This window comes from Rathayibacter sp. VKM Ac-2804 (assembly GCF_009866655.1).
Lineage (GTDB): Bacteria > Actinomycetota > Actinomycetes > Actinomycetales > Microbacteriaceae > Rathayibacter.
Genome location: NZ_CP047420.1, coordinates 1812124 through 1834634 on the forward strand (window position 1 = coordinate 1812124; position 22511 = coordinate 1834634).

Consider the following 22511-nt stretch of genomic DNA (forward strand, 5'->3'; position numbering starts at 1 on the left):
TGCCTCGATCCTGGCGCGCAGGAGTGCCGTGCTCCGCGGTCCGGCGCGTGATGCGGGGTCCCTGTCACGCGGTCCCTCCTCCCCGCCGAGAAACGGCCCGGCTCGTGCGAGGAGTGCACGAGCCGTCGGAGGGAGATCGGCGTCCCCGAGCAGGTGCCTCGAGGGCCGCGAGACGACGCCTCGGCCGTCCGTGGCACGCGACCGGCGTCAGCACGGCTCGGTGCCGCAGACGAGTCAGGGGAGGGGACGGCGGAGGGCGTCCAGGCGGCGGCGCCAGGCGTCCAGCCGGCCCGGCACCGCGGCGAGCGCCGGCCCGTCGACCCAGCTCGTCGCCAGACGCAGCCCGTGCAGCGCGTTCGCCGTCCACACCTCGCGGCCGTCGAGGTCGGCCGGCTCGGCCGGGGCCTCGATGACGTCGACGCTGAGCGCTCCCGCGAGCACGGAGACCGTTCGGGCGGTCACGCTCCGGACGCGGCGGCTGCTCGCGGGCGGAACGACCAGCGCGTCGCCGAGCCACCAGAGCACGGCGCTCGACGCGCCGTCGACGACCGTGCCGTCGGGACCGAGGATCACGGCCTCGTCCGCACCGGCCGCGAGAGCCCGCGAGCGCAGGAGCGCGAGACGCGCGATGTCCGGTCCCTTGCGCGCCGGAACGCGCCGAGGATCGACGGGGCTCGTCCAGAGCACGACGGTGCGGCCCTTCGGTGGCGCGGGGCGAAGACGCAGGCGCAGTCCCTCCGCGGTCAGCTCGACCCGGGGGAAGGAGTCGCCGGTGCGGGGGAGCGCCGCGACGGCGGCGTCGAAGAACGCCCCGGTGTCCTCCGGTCCAGCGGCGTCGGCGACCGCGGCGAGGAACCGCTCCCGGTGCAGCTCGAGACCGCGCACGCGGCCCGCCGACACCAGCCAGGAGTCGGCCGCGAGGAGGGCGCCGGCCGGAGCGTCGGCCGCGGGACCGAGCTCGCGCCCGTCCCACACCCGCACCAGCTCGCCGTCCACGACGGCCTACGCTAGCCCAGTGGCCGCTCTCCTCGAGGACCCCGCACTCCGCCGGGAGCTGCCGTGGGTCGATCCCGAGCGCGCTCACCTCGCTCTGTTCTCCCGCGCGCACGCCTCCTTCTGGCTCGACTCCGGCCGCGACGCCGTCGAGGGACTCTCCTTCCTCGGTGCCTCCGACGACGTGCTGATGATCGAGGCCGGAGCCGACGTCTCGACGGCGCTCGCCGCGGTCGGCACCGAGCGGACCGGTGACCGGGCACTCGGCCGGTACGGCTGGATCGCGTACGAGGCCGGCGCGCCCTTCGTCTCCCTCCCCGCCGCGTCCTCGGACGCGGAGGCGCCGCCCGCACTCGCGCTGATCCGCGGCGATCCGGTGCTCGAGTTCGATCACGCCCGGAGGACCCTCCACCTCGTGTCCTCCCCGCGGCAGGAGCGGGAGGCGCGGCGACTCGAGCAGGCGCTGACGGTGCTCGCCGCGACTCCCGCCCACAGCCGGGGCCCCGGCGACGCCGAGCCCGCCGGCCCCGCCGTCTGGCGGCACGGCCCCGAGGAGTACCGCGCCCTGATCGCGCGCTGCCAGGCCGCGATCCGCGCGGGTGACGCCTATCAGCTCTGCCTCACCAACGAGGTCCTGGTCGAGGGCGCCTTCGACCCCGTCGAGGCGTACCGCCGCCTCCGCCGCTCGAGCCCCAGCCATCACGGCGGACTGATCCGGATCGGCGGGCTCGCCCTCGTCAGCGCCTCGCCCGAGCAGTTCCTCGCCGTCACAGCGGAGGGCCGCGTCGCCACGCACCCGATCAAGGGGACCCGGCCGCGCAGCGCCGACCCCGCGGCCGATGCGGAGCTGCGGGCCGAGCTGCTCGCGAGCGTCAAGGAGCGCGCCGAGAACGTGATGATCGTCGACCTCGTGCGAAACGACCTCGCGCGGATCGCCGCTCCCTCCTCCGTGCGGGTGGATCGCCTCCTCGAGGTCGAGAGCTACCCCCACGTGCACCAGCTGGTCAGCGAGGTGTCGGCGCAGCGCGCGCCGGGCGTCGGCCTGGCCGACCTGCTCGCGGCGACCTTCCCCGCCGGATCGATGACGGGAGCCCCGAAGCGGCGCGCGATCGAGCTCCTGCGCGAATGGGAGGAGGGGCCCCGGGGGATCTACGCCGGCGCGTTCGGGCGGCTCGGCGGCGACGGCTCGCTGGATCTCGCGATGACCATCCGCACGCTCGTGCTCGACGGTGTCCGCGCCAGGATCGGCACCGGCGGAGGCATCACCACCCTGTCGATCCCGGACGAGGAGGTGGAGGAGACGCGCCTCAAGGCCCGCGCGCTGCTCGCCGTGCTCGGAGTCGACCTGCGCGTCGCGGACGAGTCCTCGCCCGGTCACTAGAGGCCAGTAGGGTGGTTGGTCGAACGCAGGCGCCTCGATCGCGCGCGTTTCCCCCTCCCTTCAGAAGTGAGACACACCTGTGGCAGAAGAGACCTCCCAGCAGACCGGCGCGACCGACGAGGAGCGCTACGACTTCCGCGCGCTCCAGGAGAAGTGGCTCCCGATCTGGGAGGAGACCCGGCCGTTCGCGACCGGCGACTCCACCGACAAGCGCCCGCGCAAGTACGTGCTCGACATGTTCCCCTACCCCTCCGGCGACCTGCACATGGGTCACGCGGAGGCGTACGCGCTGGGTGACGTCATCGCCCGCTACTGGCGCCAGCAGGGCTTCAACGTGCTGCACCCGATCGGCTGGGACAGCTTCGGCCTGCCCGCCGAGAACGCGGCGATCAAGCGCGGCCTGAACCCGGTCTCCTGGACCTACGACAACATCGAGCAGCAGAAGCGCTCGATGAAGCGCTACGCCGCGTCCTTCGACTGGGACCGCGTGCTGCACACCTCCGACCCCGAGTACTACAAGTGGAACCAGTGGCTGTTCCTCAAGATGTACGAGAAGGGCCTCGCCTACCGCAAGGACAGCTGGGTCAACTGGGACCCGGTGGACCAGACCGTCCTCGCGAACGAGCAGGTCCTCGCCGACGGCACCTCGGAGCGCTCCGGCGCCGTCGTGGTGAAGAAGAAGCTCACGCAGTGGTACTTCAAGATCACCGACTACGCCGACCGCCTGCTCGACGACCTGAACCAGCTCGAGGGCTCCTGGCCCTCGAAGGTCATCGCGATGCAGCGCAACTGGATCGGCCGCTCGATCGGCGCCGACGTCGAGTTCGAGATCGAGGGCCGCGACGAGCGGATCACGGTCTTCACGACGCGCCCCGACACCCTCTTCGGCGCGACCTTCATGGTCGTCGCGCCCGACAGCGACCTGGCCGCCGAGCTGGTCGAGGGTGCCGACCCGGAGCTGCAGACCGCCTTCCGCAGCTACCTCGAGAAGGTGCAGAAGTCGAGCGAGATCGAGCGCCTCACGGTCGATCGCCCCAAGACCGGCGTCTTCCTCGGCCGCTATGCGATCAACCCCGTCAACGGCGAGCGCCTGCCGATCTGGTCGGCCGACTACGTGCTGTCCGACTACGGGCACGGCGCGGTGATGGCCGTCCCCGCGCACGACCAGCGCGACCTGGACTTCGCCCGCGCCTTCGACCTGCCCGTGCGGGTCGTCGTCGACACGACCGCCTCGGTCACCGGCGCGATCCCGGTCATCCCGAAGGACCCGGAGGAGCTCGCCGCGCTCGAGAAGGAGTACTCGCTCGACCCGGCCACCACCGGCGAGGCGCTGACCGGCGACGGCCGCCTGATCAACTCCGGCCCGCTCGACGGCCTCTCCAAGCGCACCGCCATCGAGCGCGTGATCAAGCTGCTCGAGGAGCGCGGCCGCGGCCGCTCGGCGAAGAACTACCGCCTGCGCGACTGGCTGATCTCGCGCCAGCGCTACTGGGGCACGCCGATCCCGATCATCCACGGCGAGAACGGCGAGCTGATCCCCGTCCCCGAGGACCAGCTGCCCGTGCGCCTGCCCTCGACCGACGGCCTCGACCTGCAGCCGAAGGGCTCGTCGCCGCTCGGTGCTGCGGAGGACTGGGTGAACGTCGCGAACCCGAACGACGGCAGCCCCGCGCGCCGCGACCCGGACACGATGGACACCTTCGTCGACTCCTCCTGGTACTTCCTGCGCTTCCTCTCGCCGAAGGACGACACCCAGGCGTTCGACCCGAAGCTCGCCGAGAAGTGGGCGCCCGTCGACCAGTACGTGGGCGGTGTGACGCACGCGATCCTGCACCTGCTCTACGCGCGCTTCATCACCAAGGTCCTCTTCGACCTCGGCTACGTCTCCTTCACCGAGCCGTTCACTGCGCTGCTGAACCAGGGCATGGTGCAGATGGACGGCGCCGCGATGTCGAAGTCGAAGGGCAACATCGTCCGCCTGTCCGATCAGCTGGACGAGTTCGGCGTCGACGCCGTGCGCCTGACGATGGCGTTCGCCGGGCCGCCCGAGGACGACATCGACTGGGCCGACGTCTCGCCGTCGGGCAGCGCGAAGTTCCTCGCCCGCGCCTGGCGCCTGGCGAAGGACGTCACGACGAAGCCCGACGTGGAGTGGAAGAACGGCGACGCGGCGCTGCGCCGGCAGACGCACCGCTTCCTCGCCGAGTCGCCCTCGCTGATCGAGGCGTTCAAGTTCAACGTCGTCGTCGCGCGCCTGATGGAGCTGGTCAACGCCACCCGCAAGGTCATCGACTCCGGTGCCGGCGCGGGCGACCCCGCCGTTCGTGAGGCGACCGAGGTCGTCGCGATGGCGCTCAACCTGTTCGCGCCGTACACGGCCGAGGACATGTGGAACCGGCTCGGCTACGAGGGCTCGGTCGCGCACGCGCTCTGGCGCAAGGCCGACCCGACGCTCCTGGTCGAGGAGAAGGTCACCGCGATCCTCCAGGTCGACGGCAAGGTCCGCGACCGGATCGAGGTCTCGCCGAAGATCTCCTCGGACGAGCTCGAGCAGAAGGCGCGCGCGGCCACCGGTGTCGCGCGGGCGCTGCAGGGCCGCGAGGTCGTCACGGCCGTCGTCCGGGCGCCGCGCCTGGTGAACCTGGTGACGAAGCCGGCGTAGGTCGTCCCGAGCACCGGCCCACCTCGAAGGGGCCCCTCCACTGCGGAGGGGCCCCTTCGGCGTTCCCGCCCGACGCGCTGTCAGGCGGGCGGCACCGAGCCGTTGCGGATGTGCTGGTAGACGACCGAGGTGCGGACGTCCGCGACCTCGCGGCGCTCGGTGAGGCGGTCGATGACGAAGGCGTAGAGGTCGTCGTTGTCGCGGACGGCGACGTGGATGATGAAGTCCTCGTTGCCGGCGGTGACGAAGACGCCGAGGGTCTGCTCGAGGCCGCTGACCCAGTCGCGGAACGACTCGATGACCTCGCGGGACGGCGGCCGGATCCGGACGGCGATCAGCGCCTGGACGCCGCGTCCGATCGCGGCGAGGTCGACGTCGAGGGTGGCGCCTCGGATGACGCCGCGGGTGCGCAGCCGCCGCATGCGGTCGAGGGAGGTGGTGGGGGAGACGCCGACCGCGGTCGCGACGTCGCGATTGGACATCCGCGCATCCGACTGCAGGAGGCGGAGGATGGCGATGTCGAGCGCGTCGAGGACCACCGGATCTCGGTTCTGCTGGTCGTTCATACGGACATTATGCGGGACGCTCGCGCATTGCCTATCGTGAGCGCGGTCGGTCGGGAGGATCGACCAGGGAGGGACGACGATGAGCACTGCACCGGTCGGCTACGCCGAGGACGAGATCGACACCGCGGCGCCGACGCGATCGGCACGGCTGAAGTGGGTAGTCGTGGTCGACGAGACACTGCCGATCGGTCGCGCGGTGAACGCCGCCGTCTGTGTCGAGGCCGCTACCGGCGCGCAGGTGCCCGGACTGCTCGGTCCCGCTGCGCAGGACGCCTCGGGCTCCGAGCACCCGGGGCTGCCGTGGGCGGGCTGCACCGTGCTCGCGTCCGACGCGGCGACGCTGCGGACGATCCGGGCGAAGGCGGAGGCGCACGAGGGGACGTTCGTCGCCGACATGCCCGCCGCCGCGCAGGACACCCGGGTGTACGACGAGTACCGGGAGGTGCTCGGGGCGACCGGGCCCGAGCTCGTCGAGTACCTGGCGGTCGGTCTGATCGGGCCGAGGAACCGCGTGGACAAGATCGTCGGGCGGCTGCGACTGCTCTGAGCGGTCGGGGCGGGCGTCCTCCACAGGACGGGATCTCGAGCTTCGTCCTCTGATCCGCAGGAGTCGCTGATCGCCCGAACCGGGCCGCCCTAGCGTCGTCGGATGCAGCAGACGAGCCCGGCCGACGACCCCGCGGGGCTGCTGCGGCGTCCGCGCCGAGCGCGATCGCGCTGGCGGATCGGGGCCGGCGCGGCGATGGTGCTGGTGATCGCGGCAGCGGTCGTGGCAGTGCTCCTCGCGGGAACGCGGGCGAGCGGCCGGACGGAGGTGCTCGCGCCGGCCGGTGGTGCCGGTGCTGCGGCGGGTCCGTCGGGAGCGCCGGCGTCTGCGGGCGCGACCGGTTCGCCTGCGCCGAGCAGCAGTCCGGGCGAGGTCCTCTACGTGCACGTCGCCGGAGCGGTCGCGGCTCCCGGGCTCTACCTGCTCGATCCTGGTGCGCGGGTCGCGGATGCGCTTGCGGCGGCTGGTGGCTTCACGGAAGCAGCCGAGCGGGCAGCCGTGAACCTCGCACGGCGGCTCGTGGACGGTGAGCAGATCCTCGTCCCCGAGCGGGGTGTGGCGGCCCTGCCGGGAGGCACGGGTCCGGCCGCAGCTGCGGGCACCACCGGCGGAATCGTCAGCCTCAGCACGGCCACGGCCGCGCAGCTCGAGGAGCTGCCCGAGATCGGTCCCGCTACGGCGGCGAAGATCGTCGCCTATCGCGAGGAGCACGGGCCGTTCACCTCGGTGGACCAGCTGCTGGAGGTGCCGGGCGTCGGCGAGAAGACGCTCGAGGCGTTCCGCGAGCAGGTGGCGCCGTGATCCGCGCGCAGGACCTGCGGCTGCTCCCGCTCGCGCTCGCGGCGTGGGCGGCGGCCGCGGCGACCGGGCTGCTGCCGGTCACGGCCGTTCTCGGGGGCGGGGCGCTGCTCTGCACGGTGGCGTGGTCGGTGACCCTCGTCGTCGTCACGACGGTGCTCGCGTTCCGTCGTCGCCGCGCGGCCGTCGTCCTGGCCGGGATCGCGGTGGCACTCGGGGGAGCGGCGCTGGCCGTCACCTCCGTCGTGGTCGCAGCGCCCGAGCGGCATCCTCCGGAGCTGCGGGCGGCGGCGGAATCCCGAGCGGTGCAGGCGGTGCTCGTCCGCATCGAGACCTCCGCGCGGCCGCTCACCGCCGACGGAGTGTGGTTCGACGGCACCGCGCTGCAGCTGGAGGATCAGCCGATGTCCGCGCCGGTGCGGGTGTTCCTGGCCGAGCCCGGCGGCCGACTGCCGGTCGGCTCCGAGGTCGTGCTCCGAGTCCGGGCCGAGGAGCCGGGCTCAGTCGGCGAGAGCACGCTCCTGACCGCGAGCGCCGTGCTCGAGCGGCGCCCGCCCGTGGGAGTGGCGGCGGTCGCGGAGGTGCTGCGCGCGGGCTTCCTCGCCCGGACCGCGGTGCTCGGGGGAGACGTGGCCGGCCTGCTGCCCGGGCTCGCGACCGGGGACACCTCCGCCCTCCGGTCCGATCTGGAGGACGACATGCGGACCGCCTCGCTCACCCACCTCACTGCGGTCTCCGGAGCGAACTGCGCGGTCGTGGTCGCGGCCGGCTGGCTCGTCGCCGCGCTGCTCGGCGCCGGCCGTCGCCTCCGCACCCTCTCGGCGCTGGCGGTCCTCGCCGCGTTCGTCGTGCTGGTCACTCCGGAGCCGAGCGTCGTGCGGGCGGCGGTGATGGCGACCGTCGTGCTGCTCGCACGGCTGGGGCGGCGGTCCGGTGCGGCGGTCCCGGCGCTGCTGGCGAGCGTCGTCCTGCTGATGCTCGTCGATCCATCGATCGCGGGGCGGCTCGGCTTCGTGCTGTCCGTGCTGGCGACGGGCGGGCTGCTGCTCGCGGCGGAGCCGATCGCGGACCGGCTGGGCGACGTGCTGCCGCGTCCGCTCGCGCTGGTGGTCGCGGTCCCGCTGGCGGCGCAGCTGGCCTGCCAGCCCGCGGTCCTGCTGATCGACCCGTCGATCCCGGTCTACGGGGTGCTGGCGAATCTGCTCGCCGAGCCGGCGGCCCCGGTGGCCACCGGACTCGGGCTGATCGGCTGCCTCCTGGCGCCGTGGTGGCCGGGCGGTGCCGACGTCGCGATCCGTCTCGCGGCCGTGCCTGCCTGGTGGATCGCCTCGATCGCGCGCGCCGTCGCCACCTGGCCGTCGCCGCGGATCGCCTGGCTGCCCGGGCTCGGCGGGATGCTGGCGCTCACTCTCCTGACCGTGCTCGCCCTGCTGCTCGTCACCCGTTCGCGTCGCCTCGCGCGGGCGCGACAGGTCGCGGCGACCGTGCTCGCCGGGGCGCTTGTCGTCGGGGGAGCGTCGAGCGTGGCGACACCGCTGCTGCGCTCCGGAGCCGTCCCGTTCGACTGGCGGGTGGCGATGTGCGACATCGGGCAGGGCGACGCGGTGCTGATCCGCGGCGACGCGGGGGTGGTCCTCGTCGACACCGGGCCGCTGCCGGAGCGGCTCGACGCGTGCCTCGACCTGCTCGGCATCGACCGCCTCGCGCTGCTCCTGCTCACCCACTACGACCTCGACCACGTCGGCGGCCTGGCGGCCGTGGTCGGTCGCGTCGACGAGGCGCTCGTCGGCCCAGTGGCGGACGAGGGCGACACCCGGGATCGCGCGGCCCTCCTGTCCGGTGGCGCAGCGGTGCGGGAGGCGGCGCGCGGAGACACCGGCTCGGTCGGCTCGCTGCGCTGGCGGGTCGTCTGGCCGGAGCGGGGGACCACCCTGCGCGGCAACGAGGCGAGCGTGACCCTGCGGATCGACATCGCCGCGGACGCGACGGGCGGCCCGCTCTCGCTGGCCATGCTCGGCGACCTCGGTGCCGAGGAGCAGGGCCGACTCGCGCGCCTGGACCCGGGCCGCGTCGACGTCGTGAAGGTGGCGCACCACGGCTCCGCCGACCAGTCGCCGGCCCTCTACGACGCGCTCGGCGCCCGCATCGGCCTCGTCTCGGTCGGCGCAGACAACACGTACGGCCATCCGACGCCCTCGCTGCTCGCCCTGCTGGCCGAGCGCGGCACTCGCGCGCTGCGGACGGACCTGGAGGGGACGGTGCTGCTCTCATCCCGACCGGAGGGCGTCGTGGTCTGGTCAAGTGGAGCGGCCGCCCCTGTGGCTGCTCCGGACGAGCGCGGAGGTGGACTCGCGCCTGTGCTCAGCCGAGGGTCGCCCGTCGCCGGGGAGGGCGGTGCTGCCGGAACCCGATCTGCGGGCGTCTCACGACGGCGTCGACATCCTGTCGCCGCAAGTCGGTAGCGGATGTCTCCGACTGCTTGGATTCGGGATCGACGTGTCAGGACGAGGAGAAGGAGCCGGCGTGACTCGGAAGGAACGACCCGAACTCCGGAAGGACCAACCGGGTGTCTCGATCCCACTGGTCATGTTCGCCCACATGGCAGTCCTCCTGTTCCTGGCCGCGGTGCCGCACCAGCCACCGTGGTGGATCGTCGTCTCCGCGGTCGCGCTGCTCGGAACGGGGATCGGCGCCTTCTCCGATTCCCGCAGGTATCGACGGAAGTACCTGGAGAGGCAGCGACGGCGTGGTCCGTCCTGACGGCGCGACCTCTCCTCGCTTCTCCAGCGCGGGTCTCCGGACTCGTAGAATCGAGGGTCACGGAAGGACGACGGCATGGCAGGCAGAGCCCCGGCGCGCGGCAAGGCGGCCCCCTCGAAGGCGGCGATCCCGCAGCTCGCGTGGAACCAGACGCGACCCGCTCCGATCGTGCTGATCACCGGTCCCGAGCAGTTCCTCGCCGACCGGGCGCTGCGGTTCCTCCGCGAGTTCCTGCGCGCGGAGGACCCGAGTCTCGAGGTCAACGACATCGACGCCGGCGGCTACGCGCCGGGGGAGCTGCTCACGCTGGCGAGTCCCTCACTGTTCGACGAGCCTCGGCTGCTGCGGGTCTCCAACGTCGAGAAGTGCTCCGACGCGTTCCTCGTCGAGATGATCGAGTACCTCGCCCAGCCCGCGGACGGCGCGACCGTCGTGCTCCGGCACGGCGGCGGCAACCGCGGCAAGAAGCTGCTCGACGCGATCCGCTCGGGTACCGGCGGCGGCATCGAGATCGTCTGCGCGGAGCTCAAGCGGGAGAGCGACAAGGTCGACTTCGCGATCGCGGAGTTCCGCACCGCGGGGCGCACGGCGACCACCGGTGCGGTGCGGGCGCTGGTGTCGGCGTTCTCGGACGACCTGGACGAGCTCGCGTCGGCCTGCCAGCAGCTCGTCTCCGACGTCACGGGGGACATCACCGAGGCGACGGTCGCGAAGTATTACGGCGGGCGCGTCGAGACCACCGCGTTCACCGTCGCCGATGCCGCGATCGCCGGCCGGCACGGGGAGGCGCTTCTGGGCCTCCGGCACGCGCTCGCGTCGGGCGCGGATCCGGTGCCGATCGTCGCGGCGTTCGCGAGCAAGCTGCGCACGATGGCGAAGGTCGCCGGGTCCCGCGAGGGCTCGGGCCAGATCGCCTCACGGCTGGGACTCGCGCCGTGGCAGGTGGACCGCGCGCGCCGCGACCTGGCTGGCTGGACCGGCGACGGCCTGGGGACGGCGATCCTGACCGTCGCGGAGGCCGACGCGAACGTCAAGGGCGCGACCCGGGACCCGGTCTTCGCGCTGGAGCGCATGGTGTCGGTCATCTCGGCGCGCGGAGTCTGACGCTCGGTGCTACTCCCGCCGGGGGCGGTGGGTCTCGATATGCCCCAGCGGGGCTACTCGATCAGCATGTGTGTGCCCGGCCCGCCATGCGGGGCTCCTTTGACCAGCACGCATGTACTAGGTCCGCCGCGCAGAACCATGGTGATCGAGTAGCCCGCGGAGCGGGCGTATCGAGATCCGACCCGTCAGCACCTCGGTCTCAGGGGACGTAGGTCTGCCTGTTCTCCGGGTCGAAGTGGAAGACGGCTCCGCCGAAGAGCAGCTGCGCGCCGCCGAGCCCGATCACCGACGCGACGATCACCGCAGTCCCGGCGAAGACGAGCGCCGATCCCGGGTAGGCCCTGTGCGCGAGGACGAGGAGCACGATCAGCCCGACGACGTGCGCGACGGCGACCGGTATTCCTCCGACGGCCTCCCCGAAGCCCGCCATCGTCGTCCCCGCGGCGAGGGCTTTGCCCTGCTCCGACTGCGCCTCGGCCATCGCGAAGCCTAACCAGCACCAGGAGAAGAGCGCGGCGGGGACGCCGAGGCAGGCCATGGCCCAGAAGCCGATCCGCGCCCGGTGTCCGGAGGTCCGCGGTCGGGAGGGGGAGGCCGTGGCGTCGAGCGGTGCGGCCACCGTCAGCCCGCCTCGATCAGCCGGGTGAGTCGATCCGCGGCGCAGGAGATCGTCGAGACGGCGACGATCGTGAAGACGCAGGCGACGCCCCAGAACCAGGTGCGGCCGGCAGCGTGCGCGCGACGGCGGTCGAAGGCGAGCCACCAGGCTGCGACGACGGAGACGAGCGCGGCGATCACCGAGCCGAGGGCCATCCTGACCCAGTCCGCGGCTTGGGGCTCCGTCCAGGAGTTCGTGCCGACCACGATCGCGGTCGGCACGACGATCATGCCGAGCAGTCCGAGGAGGATCGCCCTGTCCTGGCTCAGCGGCTTCGCCGTCTCCGTGCTGGTCATGATCCCCCGATCGCGCGCCGGGCAGCTCTTCGCGGGAGCCGTCCGTCACGGTGACGCTACCGGACGTCCTTGCGGTGGTGGGTCTCGATACGCCCCTGCGGGGCTACTCGACCAGCGTGGGGTGTGCGGGCTCGCGTTGCGCGGCATCCGCGCGAGCTGGCGCCGGTCCTGCTGATGACGGTGGGTCTCGATACGCCCCTCCGGGGCTACTCGACCAGCATGTGGTCGCGCGGGCCCGCGCTGCGCGCCGGTGGTGCCGGAGCCGCGGCCTCGCAGGCTCACCGGCGATTCGCGTGCCAGCGAATCGTCGTAGCCGGAACGCGAGACGCTCCACTCGGCGCGACCATGTGCGGAAGCCGACCGCGCGACGGACGACGAGGAACGAGAAGTCCGTCGACGGCGAGCGGGAACGACGAAGGGCCCGGCCAGAGGCCGGACCCTTCGTCGTTGCGGCGAGACGCAGCCTTACAGCGCGGCGACCTGCTTCGCGATGGCCGACTTGCGGTTCGCGGCCTGGTTCTTGTGGATGACGCCCTTGCTCGAGGCCTTGTCGAGCTTCTTGGCGGCGAAGGCGAGCGCGGTGGCGGCCTTCTCGGTGTCGCCGGCGGCGATGGCGGAGTGCACCGCGCGGACGGCGGTCTTCAGCTCGCTCTTGACCGCCTTGTTGCGGTCGTTCGCCTTCTTGTTGGTGAGGTTGCGCTTGATCTGCGACTTGATGTTTGCCACGTCTATTACCTTCTTCTCGGATGTGTGTGCAGCCGGCTACTCGACGGAGTGCCCCTTCCGGTGGCGTGGAAACGCCATCCCGGTGCGACTGGAGGTCGCCGGCTTCTGAATCACTCCACACACGCCAATGGTGGAGCGCAAGCCAACAAGGAACTTTAGCGCACCCGCCGCCACCCTTCAACCGCGACGCGCCTCCGTCCGTGCCCCCTCCCGCGAGATGCCACTTGCGCACGCGACACGCCGCGCGAGGCGTGCGCAAGTGGCATCTCGCGGGAGGAACCCGCCAGTAGCCTGACCAGCGATGCCCCGACTCGCCGATCACATCCCCGCCGTTCCGCCCTCGGGCATCCGCCGGCTGTTCGAGATCGCCCTCCGTCTGGACGGCGTGACGCTGCTCGCGGTGGGGGAGCCCGACGTCGCCGTCGCGCCGCACATCATCGAGGCGGCCCGCGCCGCCTGGGCCGCGGACGACACCGGCTACGGCCCGAACGGCGGCCTGATGGAGCTGCGGCGTGCGATCGTCGCCAAGCTCGCCCGCGACAACGGGTTCCGCGCCGACGTCGAGCAGGTCTGGGTCACGGTCGGCGCCACGCAGGCGCTGTACCAGGCGATGACGCTGACGCTCGGCCCGGGCGACGAGGTGCTCCTACCCGACCCCGGCTACACCACCTTCACGATGAACGCGCGGATGATCGGTGCCGTCCCGGTGCCCTACACGCTGCGCGCCGAGAACGGCTTCTTCCCGGATCTCGACGAGCTCGAGCGGATCGTCACCGACCGCACCCGGGCGATCATCGTGAACAGCCCCTCGAACCCGCTCGGCATCGTGCTGCCGCGGCCGATGCTCGAGCGGCTGCTCGAGTTCGCTCGTCGCCACGACCTCTGGATCATCAGCGACGAGGTCTACGAGTGCTTCACCTACGGCCGCCCGCACGTGAGCCTCGCCGCGCTCGCACAGGAGGCCGGTCACGACGACGACCGCGTCTTCAGTGTCTTCTCGCTGTCGAAGACCTACGCGATGACCGGCGTCCGCGTCGGCTACCTCATCACTCCTCCCGGCCTGACCTCGACGATGGTCACCGTTCAGGAGGCGTCGATCAGCTGCGTCGCGACGCCCGACCAGCGCGCGGCCCTCGCGGCGCTGACCGGCCCGCAAGACGCGGTGGCCGCCGCCTCCGCGCACTACCTCGCCAATCTTCGACTCGCGACGGCGCTGCTCGACGAGCGCGGTATCCGCTTCCGCGAGCCGGAGGGCGCCTTCTACCTCTGGATCGACGTCTCGCACGCGAGCGACGGCGACGTCGCCTCCTGGGCCGAGTCCTTCCTCCTCGAGACGCTCGTCGCGGTCGCGCCGGGCAGCGCCTTCGGCCGCACCGGCGAGGGCTGGATCCGCGTCTGCCTCGCGGCCGACCCCGCCGACCTCGAGCACGGGCTCCGCGCACTGCCGGCTCCGATCGCGGCGGCGAGCGCATGAGCGCCGACGACGTCCTGGTCCGCCGGGTGCGCCCCGACGAGTACGCCGAGGTCTCCCGCCTGCGCGTCGCCGCCTACGCGCACGACTACGAGCTGGGGGAGGAGTACGCGGCGGACGTCGCCGACGTCGCCCGGCACGACCGCGAGGGCGAGGTCTGGGTCGCCGAGGAGGCCGGCGCGATCCTCGCGACCGTCACCACCGCGGCTCCCGGCGCCAACCTCTACTCCCTCGGCCGCCCGGGTGAGCTCGACTGGCGACTGCTCGCCGTCGCCCCGGAGGCGCGCGGCCGCGGTCTGGGCCGCCTGCTCACCGAGTTCGTGGTGATGCTCGCGGTCGAGCGCGGCGTCGACCGCATCGTGATGAACAGCGGCACGGACATGCTCGCCGCGCACGCCCTCTACGAGAGCATGGGGTTCGTCCGGCTCCCCGAGCGCGAGAACCCGCCCGGGATCGAGCCCACGCGCACCTACGGACTCGACCTCTAGGCACGATCGCCCGCAGAACATCAGCGGAGAGGCGCTTCTATCGCTGATCGGCGATGAGACCCCTCCACAGCTGATGCTCTGCACCGCATCCGGCCGGTCCCGGCCCCTCGCCCGCCGTCGCACCCCGGCCGTGGGACACTGGACGCACGATGTCTCCACGTGCACACCTCGGGCTCGAGCCCGCCGCGACCGATCCGGCGTCCATCCGCAACTTCTGCATCATCGCCCACATCGATCACGGCAAGTCCACCCTCGCCGATCGCATGCTCGGCATCACGGGCGTGGTCGAGGACCGCGCGATGCGCGCGCAGTACCTCGATCGGATGGACATCGAGCGCGAGCGCGGCATCACGATCAAGTCCCAGGCCGTCCGGATGCCGTGGGAGCGCGACGGGCAGACGTTCGCGCTCAACATGATCGACACCCCCGGCCACGTCGACTTCTCCTACGAGGTCAGCCGCTCGCTCGCCGCCTGCGAGGGCGCGATCCTCCTTGTCGACGCCGCGCAGGGCATCGAGGCGCAGACACTCGCCAACCTCTACCTCGCGCTCGAGAACGACCTGGCGATCATCCCGGTCCTCAACAAGATCGACCTGCCCGCGGCCGATCCGGAGAAGTACGCGGCCGAGCTCGCGAGCCTCATCGGCGGCGACCCGGCCGACGTCCTCCGCGTCTCCGGCAAGACCGGCGTCGGCGTCGAGGCGCTGCTCGACCGCGTCACCGAGCTGGTGCCCGCGCCGGTCGGCGACAAGAACGCCCCGGCCCGCGCGATGATCTTCGACTCGGTCTACGACTCCTACCGCGGCGTCGTCACCTACGTCCGGATGATCGACGGCCAGCTCTCGCCGCGCGAGAAGATCCAGATGATGTCGACGCGCGCGACGCACGAGATCCTCGAGATCGGCGTCTCCAGCCCCGAGCCCGTCTCCACCAAGGGCCTCGGCGTCGGCGAGGTCGGCTACCTGATCACCGGCGTGAAGGACGTGCGCCAGTCGAAGGTCGGCGACACCGTCACCACGGCGTCCAAGCCCGCCACCGAGGCGCTGCCCGGCTACACCGAGCCGCTGCCGATGGTGTTCTCCGGCCTCTACCCGATCGACGGCAGCGACTACCCGGATCTCCGCGAGGCGCTGGACAAGCTCAAGCTCTCCGACGCGGCGCTCGTCTACGAGCCCGAGACCTCGGTCGCGCTCGGCTTCGGCTTCCGCTGCGGCTTCCTGGGCCTCCTGCACCTCGAGATCGTCACCGAGCGGCTGGACCGAGAGTTCGGCCTCGACCTGATCACCACGGCGCCGTCCGTCATCTACGAGGTGACCACCGACGACAAGAGCACCGTCACGGTCACCAACCCGAGCGAGTTCCCGGTCGGCAAGATCGCCAGCGTGACCGAGCCGATTGTGCGCGCCGCGATCCTCGCGCCGAAGGACTACGTCGGCACGATCATGGAGCTCTGCCAGAGCCGCCGCGGCACGCTGATCGGCATGGAGTACCTCGGCGAGGACCGCGTCGAGATCCGCTACCACATGCCCCTCGGCGAGATCGTCTTCGACTTCTTCGACAACCTGAAGTCGAAGACGGCCGGCTACGCCTCGCTCGACTACGAGCCCGCCGGCGACCAGGAGGCCGACCTGGTGAAGGTCGACATCCTGCTGCAGGGCGAGCAGGTCGACGCGTTCAGCGCCATCGTCCACCGCGATAAGGCCTACGCCTACGGCGTGCTGATGACGGGGCGGCTGCGCAAGCTGATCCCGCGCCAGCAGTTCGAGGTGCCCATCCAGGCCGCGATCGGCGCCCGCATCATCGCGCGCGAGTCGATCAGCGCGATGCGGAAGGACGTCCTCGCCAAGTGCTATGGCGGTGACATCACCCGCAAGCGCAAACTGCTCGAGAAGCAGAAGGAGGGCAAGAAGCGCATGAAGATGGTCGGCCGCGTCGAGGTCCCGCAGGAGGCGTTCATCGCCGCCCTGAGTGGTGACGTCGAGACGAAGGACAAGAAGTGAGCGTCCGGCGCTCGAGCTTCGAGGGGCAGCCGCAGGTCACCTACGCGGCGGTCGGCGGCACGCTCGCGCCGGACCTGCTCGAGTACCCGCCGGACGGCTTCACCGCCGAGCGGTTCGAGGCGCGCCTGGGCTCGGGCGCCGAGCGCTTCGCGATCACGACCGCGTCGCTGATGACGTGGGGCGTGCAGCGCGGCAGCGGCATCGCCGTCACCGACATCACCGCCGGCAGCGGGGTGCAGTACACGGGTGTCAACTTCGACTCCGCCGGCACGCCGATCGACCTCGCCAGCCGCCCGACCGAGGAGCAGTTCTCGGCCGACGGCACGCCCTACATCACCGCCGGCGTCACCGCCGTGCTCAAGATCACCCTGCTCGGCCGGACGGTCGACGCTCCCGTGCGCGTCGTCTACGTCGTGGACGAGCCCGACCAGGTCGGCTTCGCCTACGGCACCCTCGAGGGCCACCCGGAGAGCGGCGAGGAGTCCTTCGTGGTCGAGAAGCGCGCCGACGACTCGGTCTGGCTCGTCATCCGCGTCTTCTCACGGCCCTCCACCGCCCTCTACCGCCTCGGCACCCCCGTCCTCCGCGCCGTGCAGAAGCGGCAGGTCAAGAAGTACCTGCGCGCGCTGCTGCCGGCGCGCGTCAGCTGACGTGGGCAGCGCCCTCCCGCTCGCCGACCCGGCTCCGCTCGACGGACTCCTGCCGGCCTCCGTCGCCGACGGAGTGCTGAACCGCGACCTCGGGCTGTACGTGCACGTCCCGTTCTGCCGGGTGCGCTGCGGCTACTGCGACTTCAACACCTACACGGCGACGGAGCTGCGCGGCGCGAAGCAGCAGGACTACGCGGACGAGGCGATCGTCGAGATGGCCCTCGGCGAGGGCGTGCTCGCGGCGGCGGGTCTGCCGCGGCGTCCGGCGGCGACGGTGTTCTTCGGCGGCGGCACTCCGACGCTGCTGCCGGCCCGCGACCTCGTGCGGATGCTCGACGGGCTCCGCCGGCACTTCGGCATCGCCGACGGTGCCGAGATCACCACGGAGGCGAATCCCGACTCGGTCGACGCCGCCTATCTCCGCGAGCTGGCCGAGGCCGGCTTCACCCGGGTCAGCTTCGGGATGCAGTCGGCCGTGCCGCACGTTCTCGCGACGCTCGAGCGCACCCACGACCCGGAGCGCGTGCCGCTCGTGGTCGAGTGGGCGCGCGAGGCGGGACTGCAGGTCAGCCTCGACCTGATCTACGGGACGCCGGGGGAGTCGCTGGCCGACTGGGAGCGCTCGCTCGACTCGGCGCTGGCGAACCGGCCCGACCACCTCTCGGCGTACGCGCTGATCGTGGAGGACGGGACGAAGCTCGCGCGGCAGATCCGCCGGGGCGAGGTGGCGACTCCGGACGACGACCTGACCGCGGACATGTACGAGCTGGCGGATGCTCGGCTCGCCGCGGCCGGCTACTCCTGGTACGAGGTCAGCAACTGGGCCCGCGACGACGCGCACCGGTCGCGGCACAACCTGTCCTACTGGCTCGGGCACGACTGGTGGGGCGTGGGGCCCGGCGCCCACAGCCACGTCGGCGGGGTGCGCTGGTGGAACGTGAAGCACCCGGCGGCCTACGCCGAGCGACTGCACTCCGGATCGTCGCCGGCTGCGGGGCGGGAGACCCTCGACGACGCGACCCGCCGGGTGGAGGACGTGCTGCTGCGCTCCCGGCTGGCCGACGGGCTGCCGATCGACGCGATCGACCCGGAGCGGCGCCGCGAGGTGGCGGGGCTCATTGCAGACGGACTCGTCGACGGACGGGCGGCCCTCGGCGGCCGCATCGTGCTGACCCTGCACGGCCGGCTGCTGGCCGACGCGGTCGTCCGCCGGCTGACGGACGGCTGAGCCGCCCCGCCCCGTGCTGATCGAGTAGCCCTCGGAGCGGGCGCATCGAGATCCACCGTCCGACGTGCGTGGGTCTCGATACGTCGCCTGCGGCGGCTCCTCGACCAGCATGGGCGCGGCCGCCGGCGGCGTCCTACTTGAAGAAGGGGATGCTCAGCGGGTACGTGTAGTACTCGCCGGTGCTGGCCCGCACGGACGCGATGATCGCGAAGACGATGACGAGGATCGGCACGACGAGGAAGACGATGAAGCCGACGAGCACGAAGCTCAGGATCGTCCCGGCCACGTAGGCGATCAGCGTGGTCAGGTGGAAGTTCAGCGCCGTCTTCGCGTGCGCCTCGAGGAAGGGCCCGCGGCCCTTGAAGACGAGGTAGACGATCAGCGACGGGATGAAGCTGAAGAAGATGCCCGTGACGTGGGTGACGATGGCCCAGGTCTTCTCGTCGGCCGGATTCAGCGGCGGCGCGGGCGTCGAGTAGGCGGGCGGCGGGGGCGGGGTGGCCGACATGGTGATCTCCGTCTCAGGCATCGGCGCGTCGGGCGACCCCGGGCGCTCGGCGTCCATCGTGGCAGAGAGGCGGCCGCTCCGGTGCGGATCCTGGGCGAGACCCGCCCTCCTCCGTTCTGCGCGGTTATGATTGGCACTCAATCTCGCGGAGTGCCAAGCTCCGCGCGGCGCCACGGCGCCGAGGTGGTCGTGCCGCGAGGCACCCGGAGTCCGGCGGGAGGTCGGTCGTATGGTGACGGAGCGCGGTCTCCAGGTCCTGCGCGTGATCGTGCAGGACTACGTCGCGAACCGCGAGCCGGTGGGCTCCAAGTCGATCGTCGAGCGCCATGCGTTCGGCGTCTCCGCGGCGACCATCCGCAACGAGATGGCGCAGCTGGAGGAGGAGGAGCTGATCGCGGCCCCGCACACCTCCTCCGGCCGCGTCCCCACCGACAAGGGCTACCGCCTCTTCGTCGACCAGCTGACCGATCTGCGCCCGCTGACCGCGGCCCAGCGGCAGGCGATCGAGACCTTCCTCGGCCAGAGCCCGGACCTCGACGAGGTGCTCGTACGGACGGTGCGGCTGCTCTCGCAGCTCACCAACAGCGTCGCGCTCGTGCAGTACCCCTCCTTCGGCGCGGCGCGCATCCGGCACGTCGAGCTGGTCGCCCTCGCCCCGCGCCGGCTGCTCTCGGTGCTGATCACCGACACCGGCCGCGTCGACCAGCGCGTGCTCGAGACGCCCGAGGACGTGGACGAGCTGCTGCTCGGCGAGATCCGGGCGAAGCTCAACACCGCCGTCCTCGGTCTGGGCCTCGCCGCCGCGGCGGAGACGCTGCAGAGCGCGACCGAGCAGTTCAGCCCCGAGCGCCGCGCCGTCGTCGACCCGGTCGTGCAGACCCTGCTCGAGCAGGTCGGCGCGAACCGGCAGGACCGCCTGGTGATGGCGGGTGCCGCGAACCTGGTGCGCACCGAGGAGGACTTCTCCGGCAGCATCTACCCGGTGCTCGAGGCGATCGAGGAGCAGGTGGAGCTGCTGCGCCTCTTCGCCGAGATGACGCCGGACCCGCGCGGCATCTCGGTCCGCATCGGCCGCGAGAACGCGCCGTTCGGCCTCCAGGAGACCTCCGTCCTCACCAGCGGCTACAACACGGCCGGCGGCCAGGTCTCGCGCCTGGGGGTCCTCGGACCGATCAGGATGGACTACTCCGGCAACATCGCGGCGGTCCGCGCCGTCGCCCGCTACCTCTCCCGCCTCCTCGGCGAGGAATGACCCTCTTCCAGACCCTCGCCGGAACCCCGGCTCCCGACAGGTCCGCCGCGCCCGGCGCACCGACCACGAACGAAGGACGAAGCCCCCTGTGGCCGATCACTACGAAGTCCTCGGCGTCGACCGCGACGCCTCCGCCGACGAGATCAAGAAGGCGTACCGCCGGCTCGCACGCGAGCTGCACCCCGACGTCAACCCGAGCGCGGACGCGTCCGAGCGCTTCAAGCTCGTCACGCACGCCTACGACGTCCTGAGCGACGCCCAGCAGCGCCAGCAGTACGACCGCGGCCCGCAGGACGGCTTCCCCGGCGGCGGCGGGCAGGGCTTCGGCGGCTTCGGCGACATCTTCGAGACCTTCTTCGGCCAGGGCGCGCAGGGCTCCTCGCGCGGCCCGCGGTCGCGCCGGGAGCGCGGCCAGGACGCGCTGCTGCGCGTCGAGGTCTCGCTCGACGAGGTCATCTTCGGCACGCACCGCGACCTCGAGGTCGACACGGCCGTGCTCTGCGAGACCTGCCAGGGCTCCTGCTGCCAGCCCGGCACCTCGCCGGTCACCTGCGACATCTGCCACGGCTCCGGCCAGATCCAGCGCACCGTCCGCTCGCTTCTCGGCAACGTGATGACGGCCAGCCCCTGCGGCACCTGCCGCGGCTACGGCACCGTCATCGCCACCCCGTGCTCCACCTGCCAGGGCCAGGGCCGCGTGCGCGCGCGCCGGACCATCCCCGTCGACGTCCCCGCGGGCGTGGACACGGGCCTCCGCCTGCAGATGCCCGGCAGCGGCGAGGTCGGCCCGGCCGGCGGCCCGAGCGGCGACCTCTACCTCGAGATCAAGGTCAAGCACCACGACATCTTCAGCCGCAACGGCGACGACCTGCTCTGCACCCTCGAGGTGCAGATGACGGACGCGATCCTCGGCTCGACGACGACCCTCGCGGCGCTCGACGGCGACATCGAGATCGAGGTCAAGCCGGGCACCCAGAGCACCGAGATCGTCACGATCAAGGGCCGCGGCGTCACCAAGCTGCGCGGCAACGGCCGCGGAGACCTCCGCGTCGGCATCCAGGTGGTCACGCCCACGAAGCTCGGGCACCGCGAGCGCGAGCTGGTGCAGGAGTTCGCCAAGCACTACAAGCCGCAGAAGCCGGCGCTGACGCACTTCCAGCAGGGGCTGTTCTCCAAGCTCCGCGACCGCTTCCTCGGCTGACCGGAGCCGGCGTGGCGCACCACTACATCGACGAGTCCCTCGACTCCGGGGACTTCGTCGCCGGGGAGCGGCTGGAGCTCTCGGGCGCGGAGGCGCGCCACCTCGCGACCGTCAGCCGGATCCGCGCCGGCGAGAGCGTCCGCATCGGGGACGGCCGCGGCCGGGTCGCGGTCGCCGTCGTCGAGAGCGCGGAGGCGTCGCGCGTCGTCCTCGGCGTCGTCTCGGTCGAGGAGGTGCCCGCGCCGAGCCCGCGGCTCGTGCTCGTGCAGGCGCTCGCGAAGGGCGACCGCGACGAGCTGGCGATCCAGGCCGCGACCGAGCTGGGCGTGGACGAGGTGGTGCCGTGGCAGGCTGCGCGCTCCGTCTCGCGCTGGTCGGGCGTCAAGGAGGAGAAGGGCCGCGAGCGCTGGCGCAGCATCGTCCGCGAGGCGAGCAAGCAGTCGCTCCGCGCCCGGGTGCCGGAGGTGTCGGCGGTCGTCGGCCTCCGCGCGCTCGTGGACCGTGCGGCGACGGCGCGCGTGCTCGTGCTCGAGCCGTCGGCGGGCGAGCGCCTCACCGCGATCGAGCCGGACGGGCGCGACCTCGTGCTGGTCGTCGGCCCCGAGGGCGGCATCGCCGCGGAGGAGCTCCGCGCGCTGGCCGATGCCGGGGCCGAGGCCGTCGCGCTCGGCGACTCCGTCCTGCGCACCTCGACCGCCGGCCCGGCCGCGATCGCCGTGCTGTCGGCCCGGCTCGGCCGCTGGTGACCCCCGCCGATCCGCGCGCCCTGGGCGAACGCGCCCCCGCCCGGGTCGCCCCGCCGTTTAAGATGGACGCATGACCGAGCCCACTGTCTTCACGCGCATCGTCCGCGGAGAGATCCCCGCCGACGTGGTGTTCGAGAACGAGCGGATCCTCGCGATCCAGGACATCGCGCCCAAGGCCCCCGTGCACCTGCTGATCTTCCCGAAGACCCAGGAGTACGCGAACGTCGCCGAGCTCGCCGCGGGCGACCCGGCACTGCTCGCCGAGATCGCCCGGGTCGCGCAGACGCTCGCCGACGCGCACAGCAACGGCCAGTTCCGGCTGGTCTTCAACTCCGGCGAAGAGGCCGGTCAGACCGTGTTCCACGTCCACGCCCACGTCCTGGGCGGCCACCTGACGGAAGGCTCCCTTGCCACCGGTTGATCACGCGGACGACGGCTCCGCGGGCCCGAACCCCACTCGACCCGGCTCCGCGGAG

Annotated in this window: 22 protein-coding genes; 16 read left to right on the forward strand and 6 right to left on the reverse strand. The window is 72.2% G+C overall.

The genetic code is table 11. The features are described 5' to 3' along the window. Window positions 1–234: 234 nt before the first annotated feature. Complete coding sequence (locus GTU73_RS08455) at window positions 235–996, reverse strand: aminotransferase class IV (RefSeq protein WP_160088593.1); 762 nt, start codon at window positions 994–996, stop codon at window positions 235–237. Between the two features lie 19 nt (window positions 997–1015). On the opposite strand from GTU73_RS08455, the gene GTU73_RS08460 reads away from it, so the two are divergent. Together GTU73_RS08460 and leuS are read left to right on the forward strand one after the other, a co-directional pair. Next, window positions 1016–2374 carry an anthranilate synthase component I family protein gene (locus GTU73_RS08460; protein ID WP_244231822.1) on the forward strand — a complete coding sequence of 453 codons (1359 nt, stop codon included), beginning with the start codon at window positions 1016–1018 and terminating at the stop codon, window positions 2372–2374. Between the two features lie 79 nt (window positions 2375–2453). Next, window positions 2454–5036, forward strand: coding sequence for a leucine--tRNA ligase (gene leuS, locus GTU73_RS08465; protein ID WP_160088595.1), 2583 nt, complete (start codon window positions 2454–2456; stop codon window positions 5034–5036). 80 nt (window positions 5037–5116) lie between these two features. Here leuS and GTU73_RS08470 read toward each other — a convergent pair whose 3' ends face one another. Further along, window positions 5117–5602, reverse strand: coding sequence for an Lrp/AsnC family transcriptional regulator (locus GTU73_RS08470; protein WP_160088597.1), 486 nt, complete (start codon window positions 5600–5602; stop codon window positions 5117–5119). A 79-nt stretch (window positions 5603–5681) separates the two neighbouring features. Between GTU73_RS08470 and GTU73_RS08475 the strand changes: the two genes are divergently transcribed. The 5 genes from GTU73_RS08475 to holA all read left to right on the forward strand — a co-directional run bounded on the left by GTU73_RS08475 (window position 5682) and on the right by holA (window position 10811). Further along, a complete protein-coding gene (locus GTU73_RS08475) occupies window positions 5682–6149 on the forward strand; it encodes a DUF2000 domain-containing protein (RefSeq protein ID WP_160088599.1) in 468 nt (155 codons plus the stop codon). A 102-nt stretch (window positions 6150–6251) separates the two neighbouring features. Further along, complete coding sequence (locus GTU73_RS08480; RefSeq protein WP_160088601.1) at window positions 6252–6950, forward strand: ComEA family DNA-binding protein; 699 nt, start codon at window positions 6252–6254, stop codon at window positions 6948–6950. After that, window positions 6947–9409, forward strand: a complete 2463-nt coding sequence (locus tag GTU73_RS08485) for a ComEC/Rec2 family competence protein (RefSeq protein WP_160088603.1) — start codon at window positions 6947–6949, stop codon at window positions 9407–9409. The genes GTU73_RS08480 and GTU73_RS08485 overlap by 4 nt, the downstream gene beginning before the upstream one ends. 136 nt (window positions 9410–9545) lie before the next feature. Continuing rightward, a complete protein-coding gene (locus GTU73_RS08490; protein ID WP_160088605.1) occupies window positions 9546–9707 on the forward strand; it encodes a hypothetical protein in 162 nt (53 codons plus the stop codon). Window positions 9708–9782: 75 nt separating this feature from the next. Then, window positions 9783–10811, forward strand: a complete 1029-nt coding sequence (holA, locus tag GTU73_RS08495) for a DNA polymerase III subunit delta (protein WP_123735445.1) — start codon at window positions 9783–9785, stop codon at window positions 10809–10811. Window positions 10812–11010: 199 nt separating this feature from the next. On the opposite strand, the gene GTU73_RS08500 is transcribed toward holA, so the two are convergent. From GTU73_RS08500 to rpsT, 3 genes are all read right to left on the reverse strand, one after another. Further along, window positions 11011–11430 carry a hypothetical protein gene (locus GTU73_RS08500; protein ID WP_244231823.1) on the reverse strand — a complete coding sequence of 140 codons (420 nt, stop codon included), beginning with the start codon at window positions 11428–11430 and terminating at the stop codon, window positions 11011–11013. 2 nt (window positions 11431–11432) lie between these two features. Next, window positions 11433–11765, reverse strand: a complete 333-nt coding sequence (locus tag GTU73_RS08505) for a hypothetical protein (RefSeq protein ID WP_160088607.1) — start codon at window positions 11763–11765, stop codon at window positions 11433–11435. A 465-nt stretch (window positions 11766–12230) separates the two neighbouring features. Continuing rightward, window positions 12231–12491, reverse strand: a complete 261-nt coding sequence (gene rpsT, locus GTU73_RS08510) for a 30S ribosomal protein S20 (RefSeq protein WP_160088609.1) — start codon at window positions 12489–12491, stop codon at window positions 12231–12233. A 301-nt stretch (window positions 12492–12792) separates the two neighbouring features. Here rpsT and GTU73_RS08515 point away from each other — a divergent pair, with 301 nt between their 5' ends. From GTU73_RS08515 to hemW, 5 genes are all read left to right on the forward strand, one after another. After that, window positions 12793–13965 (forward strand): aminotransferase class I/II-fold pyridoxal phosphate-dependent enzyme, encoded by a 1173-nt coding sequence (locus GTU73_RS08515; RefSeq protein WP_160088611.1) that lies wholly within the window; start codon window positions 12793–12795, stop codon window positions 13963–13965. After that, window positions 13962–14450 carry a GNAT family N-acetyltransferase gene (locus GTU73_RS08520; RefSeq protein ID WP_160088613.1) on the forward strand — a complete coding sequence of 163 codons (489 nt, stop codon included), beginning with the start codon at window positions 13962–13964 and terminating at the stop codon, window positions 14448–14450. The genes GTU73_RS08515 and GTU73_RS08520 overlap by 4 nt, the downstream gene beginning before the upstream one ends. Window positions 14451–14599: 149 nt before the next feature. Then, entirely contained in the window at window positions 14600–16450 is a 1851-nt protein-coding gene (gene lepA, locus GTU73_RS08525) for a translation elongation factor 4 (protein WP_123445615.1), read from the forward strand. Continuing rightward, window positions 16447–17100 (forward strand): DUF1990 domain-containing protein, encoded by a 654-nt coding sequence (locus GTU73_RS08530; protein WP_160088615.1) that lies wholly within the window; start codon window positions 16447–16449, stop codon window positions 17098–17100. The genes lepA and GTU73_RS08530 overlap by 4 nt, the downstream gene beginning before the upstream one ends. A 1-nt stretch (window position 17101) precedes the next feature. Further along, complete coding sequence (gene hemW, locus GTU73_RS08535; protein ID WP_160088617.1) at window positions 17102–18328, forward strand: radical SAM family heme chaperone HemW; 1227 nt, start codon at window positions 17102–17104, stop codon at window positions 18326–18328. 133 nt (window positions 18329–18461) lie between these two features. Here hemW and GTU73_RS08540 read toward each other — a convergent pair whose 3' ends face one another. Then, the gene (locus GTU73_RS08540; RefSeq protein WP_160088619.1) at window positions 18462–18836 is read right to left on the reverse strand and encodes a DUF4870 domain-containing protein; all 375 of its coding nucleotides are present in this window, start codon (window positions 18834–18836) and stop codon (window positions 18462–18464) included. A gap of 229 nt (window positions 18837–19065) precedes the next feature. Between GTU73_RS08540 and hrcA the strand changes: the two genes are divergently transcribed. The 4 genes from hrcA to GTU73_RS08560 all read left to right on the forward strand — a co-directional run bounded on the left by hrcA (window position 19066) and on the right by GTU73_RS08560 (window position 22456). Continuing rightward, the gene (gene hrcA / locus GTU73_RS08545; RefSeq protein WP_123445618.1) at window positions 19066–20088 is read left to right on the forward strand and encodes a heat-inducible transcriptional repressor HrcA; all 1023 of its coding nucleotides are present in this window, start codon (window positions 19066–19068) and stop codon (window positions 20086–20088) included. Between the two features lie 88 nt (window positions 20089–20176). Next, a complete protein-coding gene (dnaJ, locus tag GTU73_RS08550) occupies window positions 20177–21289 on the forward strand; it encodes a molecular chaperone DnaJ (RefSeq protein WP_123445619.1) in 1113 nt (370 codons plus the stop codon). Between the two features lie 11 nt (window positions 21290–21300). Further along, entirely contained in the window at window positions 21301–22035 is a 735-nt protein-coding gene (locus GTU73_RS08555; RefSeq protein WP_160088621.1) for a 16S rRNA (uracil(1498)-N(3))-methyltransferase, read from the forward strand. Window positions 22036–22105: 70 nt separating this feature from the next. Further along, window positions 22106–22456, forward strand: a complete 351-nt coding sequence (locus tag GTU73_RS08560) for a histidine triad nucleotide-binding protein (RefSeq protein ID WP_160088623.1) — start codon at window positions 22106–22108, stop codon at window positions 22454–22456. The last annotated feature ends 55 nt before the right edge of the window (window positions 22457–22511 follow it).